The 8084-nt window shown below is 61.9% G+C and carries 7 protein-coding genes; 5 read left to right on the top strand and 2 right to left on the bottom strand.

Going from position 1 to position 8084, the window contains the following annotated elements; genetic code table 11:
* Positions 1-182: 182 nt before the first annotated feature.
* Positions 183-1358: a Fic family protein gene (locus tag ON44_RS04405; protein ID WP_040686506.1), complete on the bottom strand. Its 1176-nt coding sequence runs from the start codon at positions 1356-1358 to the stop codon at positions 183-185.
* A gap of 1451 nt (positions 1359-2809) precedes the next feature.
* On the opposite strand from ON44_RS04405, the gene ON44_RS04410 reads away from it, so the two are divergent.
* Complete coding sequence (locus ON44_RS04410) at positions 2810-3646, top strand: hypothetical protein (RefSeq protein ID WP_040686507.1); 837 nt, start codon at positions 2810-2812, stop codon at positions 3644-3646.
* A gap of 14 nt (positions 3647-3660) precedes the next feature.
* Here ON44_RS04410 and ON44_RS04415 read toward each other — a convergent pair whose 3' ends face one another.
* Entirely contained in the window at positions 3661-4353 is a 693-nt protein-coding gene (locus ON44_RS04415) for a GntR family transcriptional regulator (RefSeq protein WP_040686508.1), read from the bottom strand.
* A 376-nt stretch (positions 4354-4729) separates the two neighbouring features.
* On the opposite strand from ON44_RS04415, the gene ON44_RS04420 reads away from it, so the two are divergent.
* The 4 genes from ON44_RS04420 (at position 4730) to ON44_RS04435 (ending at position 8072) form a co-directional block, all read left to right on the top strand.
* A complete protein-coding gene (locus tag ON44_RS04420) occupies positions 4730-5347 on the top strand; it encodes a helix-turn-helix domain-containing protein (RefSeq protein ID WP_157187046.1) in 618 nt (205 codons plus the stop codon).
* Positions 5344-6108: a hypothetical protein gene (locus ON44_RS04425; RefSeq protein ID WP_040686510.1), complete on the top strand. Its 765-nt coding sequence runs from the start codon at positions 5344-5346 to the stop codon at positions 6106-6108. Before ON44_RS04420 ends, ON44_RS04425 begins: the two co-directional genes overlap by 4 nt.
* A gap of 534 nt (positions 6109-6642) precedes the next feature.
* Complete coding sequence (locus ON44_RS04430; protein WP_040686512.1) at positions 6643-6852, top strand: helix-turn-helix transcriptional regulator; 210 nt, start codon at positions 6643-6645, stop codon at positions 6850-6852.
* Between the two features lie 77 nt (positions 6853-6929).
* The gene (locus ON44_RS04435) at positions 6930-8072 is read left to right on the top strand and encodes a tyrosine-type recombinase/integrase (RefSeq protein WP_169338035.1); all 1143 of its coding nucleotides are present in this window, start codon (positions 6930-6932) and stop codon (positions 8070-8072) included.
* Positions 8073-8084: the final 12 nt, after the last annotated feature.

The raw sequence follows: 8084 nt of genomic DNA on the forward strand, positions 1-8084 counted from the left end.
TTATATCCAGTTTGCCGGGATCGGTGGCGTTGGGGCTGTTGATGGCGCAAGCCTCACCAGCCCTTTCGCTGTTTATGGAGTTGGCAAGTACAAGTGATGCGCGATGGTGCTGCGTACTCTCTGCGTACCTGCCGCCACCGCCTGACACAAACACCCAGTCGCTCCTGTTCTCCGACAGCGACTTAGTGCGTTTGTACGATTGCACGCAGGACTTCAGTGCAGGCGAATAGCCTTCTCGAACGCCCGCCTGCGACCGGGGTTAATATGTCGTCTTCCACGAGGTTTTTAACCACGAGATTCGCAGCCTGATTTGAGATGTTGGTTAGCTGGGCTACGGTCTTTACGTCTATGACCGGATAGCCAATCAGGTACTCAGCGACCTCGACTGCGGAACCTTTTCGTTTCGATCGGACGCGGGCAACAAGCTCATCGCGAAGCTTTAGAAGGTTGCGAATCTGCTCTAAGCCTTGCCGCGCTTCGATCTCAACCCCGGTGGCGAAGAAGCTGATCCATGTGTTGAAGTCGCCGGTCATGGTGACGTTGAGCAGTTGCTGCTGGTACTCGCTGCGCTGCTTCTCAAAGTAGGGGGAGACGTTTAGGGCTGCCCACCTGAGCTCTCCTGTTTGCATCGCCTGAAGGATCGCAACGAGACGTCCTACGCGGCCGTTGCCATCCCCAAACGGGTGTAGCGTCTCAAATTGGTAGTGGGCGAGGGCCATGCTGGCCACTAGAGGCAGCCGGTCATGGTCGGCGATCCATTTCAACCACGCAGCCAAGCCCGCGGCGAGCTGATCGCCAGGTGGGCACGGCACAAACCTTGCTTCCTCAATCGGGCGATATCTTGCACCGATGGCGACCTGATGAGGTCGGATGTCGCCAGCATCAGCTGTGTCGCCACTGGTGCCCTTGACGATGATCTGCTGCAACTCGCCGAGGAAGCTGCGCGTGATCTGGCGCTCCGCGATGTCTTGGACTGCGTACTCGGTCGCTTCTACGTAGTTGAAAATCTCACGCTGCTCGTCTGACATCTGGCCAACCTCCAGGAAGTCAGCCTTGAGGACCTCTTCGAACGAGGCGTACGTGCCTTCAAGGGCCGAGGTGCTGCGAGCCTCGCGTCGAATGATCGGCCTCACGATGATCTCAGGGCGAGGCAGCTGAGCTACAGCCTCATCAAGGCGAGCGATTGCTATGCCAGCCTTGGCGCTGGCGTTAATGGCAGAAGGCGACAGCGGCAGACTCTCGGGAAGGTCGTCAGGCAGATAAGCCCAGTAGGACCACTCTTTCTTGGTCTGAGGATCCAGACCTGAGGCCGGGACCAGCCGACCGATAGGAGACTGTCTCAGTGCCTCAACGTCCACGTTTCAAGATTAGCGGGCCAAACTTGAGTGGTTGTGTCGGGGACTCAAGGTGGCTTGAGTGGGATGCCTGCCGTTTCAAGTTTGAGGCTTCAGGCTTGAGTGGTCGTGTCGGGGACTCAAGGTGGCTTGAGTAGGATGCCTGTCGTTTCAAGTTTGGAGCCCTAAACTTGAAACACAAGAGCGTAAGTTAAAGCCAGCTTGCTTGCGGTAGGTCGCGTCGTCAGCGGTCTACCCCTCTGGGGTCAGTCGTGTTTCTATCCTGGTTATAGCAACGGAGCCCTGGCCAGGGCTCCGTTGTGTCCACAACCGGTCGGCCATTCGAGCGCTCTGGGTGCACTTTGCACCGACTGTTCCCCGGCCCTTCCTCCGAAGGCATTTTGAGCACGGATCGGTGATTGCTCAAGGGGGGCCGTCAGGCCATCGGCGCAGCCGACGCGACGCAGGAGCGCCCTTGAACAAGCGCCGAGCCGGGCTCAGGCTCGTAGCCGAGGAAGGGCCTCCCTCTCGTGTTCACGGGTCCGAAAACCGGCGATCGAATGTCGGTTGGGCGATTCGGAGCGTGTCACAACCCCGGCAAAACTGTGTCAATTTCCCGGCAAACGACGGTACAAGCACGGACGCTTGTTTTATGGTGTAAACCACCACGCCAACATGCTGCTGAGCTGGGTAAAGGGCGGGATTTCTGCTCACTCTCCCACCCCCACCCAGTACGACATCTCATACCCACTTCGTGTGCACGAGATGTCGTACTGGGTGGGGGTGGGAGAGCAATCAGAAATCAAAAGATCAAAAGAGGGAGGGTTGGGGTGGTGGTTGAGAGGAAGAGAAGTGGTTGCGTTGGGTGGGCCTCGGAAAGTTCGCGAGTGGGTTGCCTTGGGAGACGGTGACGGTGGTGACGTTGTGCGCATCGGCGACGGTCTACTGCACGCGGCTATGCGTGGTGCCGAGGACGGAATACGCGAGCCGGAGAACCGAAGTGGCGTAGTAACGAAACATGGCGGGCCGCAGAGTTTCGTAGCGCCGGATCCGGCGGCGCGCTCGGGCAGATGCACAAGGTGATACAGCGCGCGGTGCGCGAAGAGAAGCGCCTCCGGCGGGGATCTAGCAACAGGATGGGGGAGGGCGTACGGCCCCTTGTGTCGTTGCGTTTGTTGGTTGGTCACCAGGGTGGTTTCCATCCCACCACTGAGCCGAGGCAGAGCCGAGCAGACAGGCATGAGGGTGTCAAACGAAAAGCGTGTTTGACACCCTCATGCCTGCCCGCTCCACAATGTGTCGACTCAGCGGCGGGATGGAAACCACAGCCTCTCTCCTTTGCGGAGAGGGGCAGGCCGGTGGGCCTGCCTGCCGGAGTTGACGAACCACGAGGCGGTGCTTGCCTGGGGCGGAGAGCGCGCAGAATTTCGGCGACGCATCACCGAGACTGCTTGCGGCAGGGAAGAATCGAGTACATGGCTGATCTGGTGTTGACGACCGAACGACGTGATCAACTGGCCGCCTTGCTTGGCGACGCGGACCGTCTGCGGGCCGAGTATCCGAAGGTAGCCGACTATCTGGATACGGCACCGATGCTGCCTGGCACTGGCGACGATCAATCTGATGCTGCGTTCGATCTTCGATTCGTGCACTACATGACTGGCAGTGAAACTGAAAGCCGGAATCCGTACTGGGACATACTGAATCCTTCGATATCCGAGTGTGAAGGGCGGCGCGTGGTCGACGGTGGCCGACCTCAAGGCAGTGCGAGGCTCGGGTACGCGCAAACAATCATGCAGGCGGTCTACGCCTATGCCATTCCGTCGCCGGAGACAATCAGCTGGATGGTGGACTTCTGCGACGGCAGACCTGTAGTTGAGCTCGGCGCTGGTCGCGGTTACTGGGCCTCACAGCTGGCTCGCGCTGGCCTTGGTGTCGATGCATACGACTCCGAGCCGCCACACACAACCGAGAACGTCTCGTTTCCTGGCGCCTCTGGGCAGCGCGACGTTTGGCACCCTGTCGGCGATCTCGGGTCGTTCGCGGAACGTATCCGCGGTCGTTCGGACCACGTTCTGTTCCTCTGTTGGCCGCCTGGGTGGGGCAACGACATGGCGTCGACGACGCTTTCTGAGTTCGAACGAACCGGTGGCGATCGGCTGGTCTTCATCGGTGAACCCAAGGGCGGCAAGACCGGTGACGATGCGTTCTTCGACGGCCTGGTGTCTCGCTGGAAGTTGGAATCTGAAGATACGCGGTACGTCTCTTGGTGGAACCTCGATGATGTCGCGCAAGGGTGGGTTCGGCGTTGACCTTCTTCTGTCTGCTATTCGGTGGGTGACTGCTTCAACTGCTGCGTCAGTTCCATCCGAAATACGAAGGCGTCATAGCGGTCTCGGGGATATGAGATCTCTGAGAGCATCAACACCCTGTCGTCAGGACCGAGATACCGCTGGCGCACGGTTTTAACGAGGTCGCCCGGAGGCGTTCGGAGCCAAACTGCGTGCGCCTCCAATGGAAGCCGGTCAGCCACTATCTCTTCGAGCACGGTCGCAGCTGAGATGTCGGGTGCACCGATCGGCTGGTAGGTGTCCGAGATGGAAATGGGCCGGCCGTCCTCGGTCGCGCGCGTGACAGTGTGCAGAACCTCGTCGCCTATGGCGATGGCGAAAGCATCCGCAAGCCCTTCGGAGGCGGCGAGGTGCTCACTCTCACGTTCAATTCGGACCTCTCCTCCGGACTCGTGGCCGAATGTGTCTTCGGGATCTTCCATCTGTCGCTCGGGGGCAACCCGGACGAGGTTGGGGTGATCCGTTACGAAGGTTCCCCGTCGCGGGACCGTTCGGACCAACCCTTGCCGTTCCAACAGCTGTATGGCCTGGATGATGACGATTTTTGATACGCCATGGCGGGCTACGAGCTCGTTGAGGCTCCGAAACTGCGTGCCGGGCTGAAGCGCCCCACTTCGAATCTGTTGGGCGTACTCCGCTGCGATCGACACGTAGGCAGGTTCCGCCATGATGTGGGTCCCTTCCGGCCTGTTGGCTTAATGAAAATCATTCTGTGCATACACAACTGTGTATGCACAGTCGGGTATTTGCGCAGCTCGCATAGGGCGGGTGGGGGATTCGGGGACAAGAGAAGTTCGGCGGGCTGTGTATATACAGATCTTGTGCATGTACAGCTGTGTATATACACTCAACGAAGTCGTCGCTGATCCGATCGGGCCAACGTAGACAGCACTTCAAACAAAAAGCTCCCCGGCAGTGTCCAGCTACCGGGGAGCTCAGCACCAAAGCGGTTCCCGCCGCTTCAGCAATTTCGCAACCTCAAGGACGAAAGGTCCGTGAAGCATGTCCAGTGTAGAACGGCAGCAGACATCGGCGAATGAACGCTTGCGGCAGGCAGTGTTCGCCGCCCGGATGACGCCACAGCAGTTGGCCGAAAAGGTCGAAGTCGATCCGAAGACAGTCCAGCGGTGGATCGCGCAGGGGCGGATTCCCTACCCGGTGCACCAGTACGCCGTAGCCGTCGCGGTCGGCGTTCCTGAAAAAGAGCTGTGGCCCAACACTTTTGAGCAGAGCCGGTACCTCACGGCGCATAGCGCACGCGCGAACGCGCCAGCGGCCCGGGACCTGGCTGCTGATTCAACTGAATCACACGTCACTTGGGACCCTGACCACGGGGAAGTGCTCGGTGGACGCTCCGACTGGATGAAACACCGGAACGACCTCTCGAAATCATCGGCGCAGTCCGCGATCGATGCGGCCTCCGCCGCCTGGTTCGCCGACCACCCGGAACGAGAGGAACAAACCCGCGACGGCCGCGACGCCGACGCGGTGCATCTCGCGGCCAGCCAAGACCTCGATGGCATTCAGAATGCGCGGATGCGGGAGTTGATGAGCTGGGTGCCCGCCCCCGTAGGGCGGTCCCCGCTGGCCGACTACCAACCCGGCAGCGCCCTGGCCAACGCCCTTGACCGCAGCACCGAACGTGAAGGGATGGAGCGATGATCCGTCTCGGACCTCGCGATATAGCGAGTCTGACGATCCTGGCCGAGCACTACGGCGCGCCGTTGGATTTGGTCGCTGAAATGCACGGGGTAAGCATGCGGTCGGCGTACCGCATGGCCCAGCGATGGCGCGAAGCCCACATGATCGCGCCACTCGGCCGACCAGTACCCGGCCAGCCCTGGGTGGTCCCGACCAGCGTCACCGCCGAGGCGTACCTCGGCTTCACGGTTCGACATTGGGCACCGACGCCGAAAATGGTCAATCACGTCACCACAGTGCTGCGGACCCGGCTGGCACTGGTCGGCCTGGACTCCGAACGCTGGATCTCCGAACGCGTACTGCGTCACGGGATCGGCCCGACCAAATTGGGGACTCCGCGACCGCACATCCATGATGGCCGGTGCCTCAATACCGAGGGCGAGTGGTGGGCGGTGGAAGTCGAGCTGACCCCGAAGACATCGCTGGCCGTGGCGCGAGCGTCGGTCGCGCAAGCCCACCATGCCGCGAAGGTCGCCGGATGCGACGGGCTGATCTACTACTGCCAGGGCGAGCGGGTGAAGAACATCATCCGCGAAGCCGCGAAGGGCGTGAACGCGTCAGACGGGCCGCGAATGCGGCTGGCCGATGTGGACAAGCTCCTGGCGAACCCGATCGCTGGGGCGGAGTCACGACCCGACCTGCGGCTGGTCGTCGGCGGGACCGACACCCCGGACTCTGGCGCCGACAGCAAACCCGACGCAAGCCAGGGGGAGCGACCGTGAAAACCCACGCGACAGCCTTGTCCAGTCGTCTGTCCATGGTTGACAGCAGAGGCGACACCGAGCGGCAGCAGGTGGACAGCTGTCAACACCGGCTGGACAGCGCCGTCCAGCTGCCCGCCCACCCGGCAGGCGGTGGCGTTGACGAAACCTCGTCCAGGGCGTCGGAATTCGCGGCAGTGGACAGCGTGTTGACGCGGCTGTCCACTCTGGCGATGCCGGTTGACAGTCCTGTCCAGAGCGTCGCGGCGAGCCACTTTCAGGTCAATTACCAGGGGAAACGTCCGATCGCAATCCCAATGAGTCCCGGCTTGTACGCCGATGTTCCGCTCCGGTCCAAAAGCCGTCGGCGGCTTGACACCGGTAGACGGCGACTGGACGGCGTTGTCCACCCGCTTGACAGCTGTCCACCCGCTGTCGCACCCGTCCGTGCGACAGGCGACACCCACAGCGACACCAGGCGACACCCTGTCGCCCTCACCACCCGATCCCGTCGCCTCGCAGCGCACACCGACCACGAAAGCTGAGAACCTGACCATGAGCACCGACCGTTACTTGCAGGCCAAGGACTGCGAAGCCCTGACCGGCATCCCCGCCGCAACCTGGCGCTACTGGGCGCACATCGGCAACGACATCGGCCGCCGCAGCTTCAAACTCGGCCGGCGTCGCGTCTGGCGACTCAGCGTCGTCGAAGCGTGGATCACCGAACAGGAAGCCGCCCAGATCCAGAGCGAAGGGGCCGCGTAACCATGACCGCACGACGGAACCGCCGCGCTGGAGTCGAAGACCTCTGGACCAAGGACGAACGGCAATCAGACGGCACGGTGCGGCGCGTTCCGTCCAAGCTGGACGGCAAGGGCAAGCGCTGGCGCGCCCGCTACGTCGACGGCGTAGGCAAGGAACACACCAAGCGATTCGCTCGCAAGGCCGACGCGCAAGCGTGGCTCGACGGGCAGACCGCAGCTGTCGTCACGGGCGTGCACGCTCCACCCTCGGCAGGCCGCGTGACGGTTGGGGTCGTGGCCGCGGCATGGCTGGGGGCGAATCCGGACTGGGAGCGGTCGACGCGGTCGCGCTACAAGTCCGTCGTGAACAAGCACATCAAGCCCACCTGGGGAAATGTGCGCCTCGCGGACCTGATCGAAAACCCTGACGCCATTCAGGATTGGGTGAATGCTCAGGTCGATGCCGGCATCGCGGGTGGCACCGTCCGGAAGAATCTCGGCGTGCTGTCGCGGATCTGCGACTACGCAGTCGATATGCGCCGGATCGCTGTCAACCCATGCTCCAGCGTGAAGCGGCCGAAGCAGCGTCTTGCCAAACGTCGCTACCTCTCCGGTGTCGAAGTGGAACGGCTGGCCGAAAGCGCGGGCGAAAACTGGCTGATGGTCATGGTTCTCGCCTACTGCGGACTCCGGTTTGCCGAACTCGCAGGCTTGCAGGTCTCCGCCATTCACATGCTGCGGCGGCGACTCCAGATCGAACGCACAATCACGGAGGTCGACGGCGTGCTCGTGGTCAAGGCCCCGAAGGATCACCAGCGGCGCAGCGTGCCGTTCCCGGAATTCCTCGTCAAGCCGATGGCCGCGCACCTGGCGGGCAAGAGCCCCGACGCTGAGGTGTTCACGTCGAGCCGCGGTGCCGTCCTCCGTGTCCGAAACATGCGCCGCGCGTGGTGGAACAGCGCTGCAGCAACGGCCGACCTGCGCGGGTTTACTCCACACGAGATGCGGCACACGGCCGCATCCTTGGCGGTCTCGGAAGGCGCTTCAGTGCTCGGCGTGCAACGGATGCTCGGGCACGACAAGCCCAGTACGACACTGGACTACTACGCCGATCTGTTCGATGACGATCTTGACGAAGTAGCGAACAGGCTGAATTCGGCGCGGGCCAACTTCGCTACTGCGTACTCTCTGCGTACTCAGGGCGGTGCAGAGGTGGTCGACCTCCGAAAAATGCGTGGCTGACCTGCGCAAATG

The organism is Nocardia vinacea NBRC 16497 (assembly GCF_000308835.1).
Taxonomy (GTDB): Bacteria; Actinomycetota; Actinomycetes; order Mycobacteriales; family Mycobacteriaceae; genus Nocardia; species Nocardia vinacea.

Bases quoted from the DNA above. Each gene is read 5' to 3' on its own strand.
- ON44_RS04430 (WP_040686512.1), top strand. From the start codon at position 6,643: ATGAGCACCGACCGTTACTTGCAGGCCAAGGACTGCGAAGCCCTGACC.
- ON44_RS04415 (WP_040686508.1), bottom strand. From the start codon at position 4,353: ATGGCGGAACCTGCCTACGTGTCGATCGCAGCGGAGTACGCCCAACAG.
- ON44_RS04410 (WP_040686507.1), top strand. From the start codon at position 2,810: ATGGCTGATCTGGTGTTGACGACCGAACGACGTGATCAACTGGCCGCC.
- ON44_RS04425 (WP_040686510.1), top strand. From the start codon at position 5,344: ATGATCCGTCTCGGACCTCGCGATATAGCGAGTCTGACGATCCTGGCC.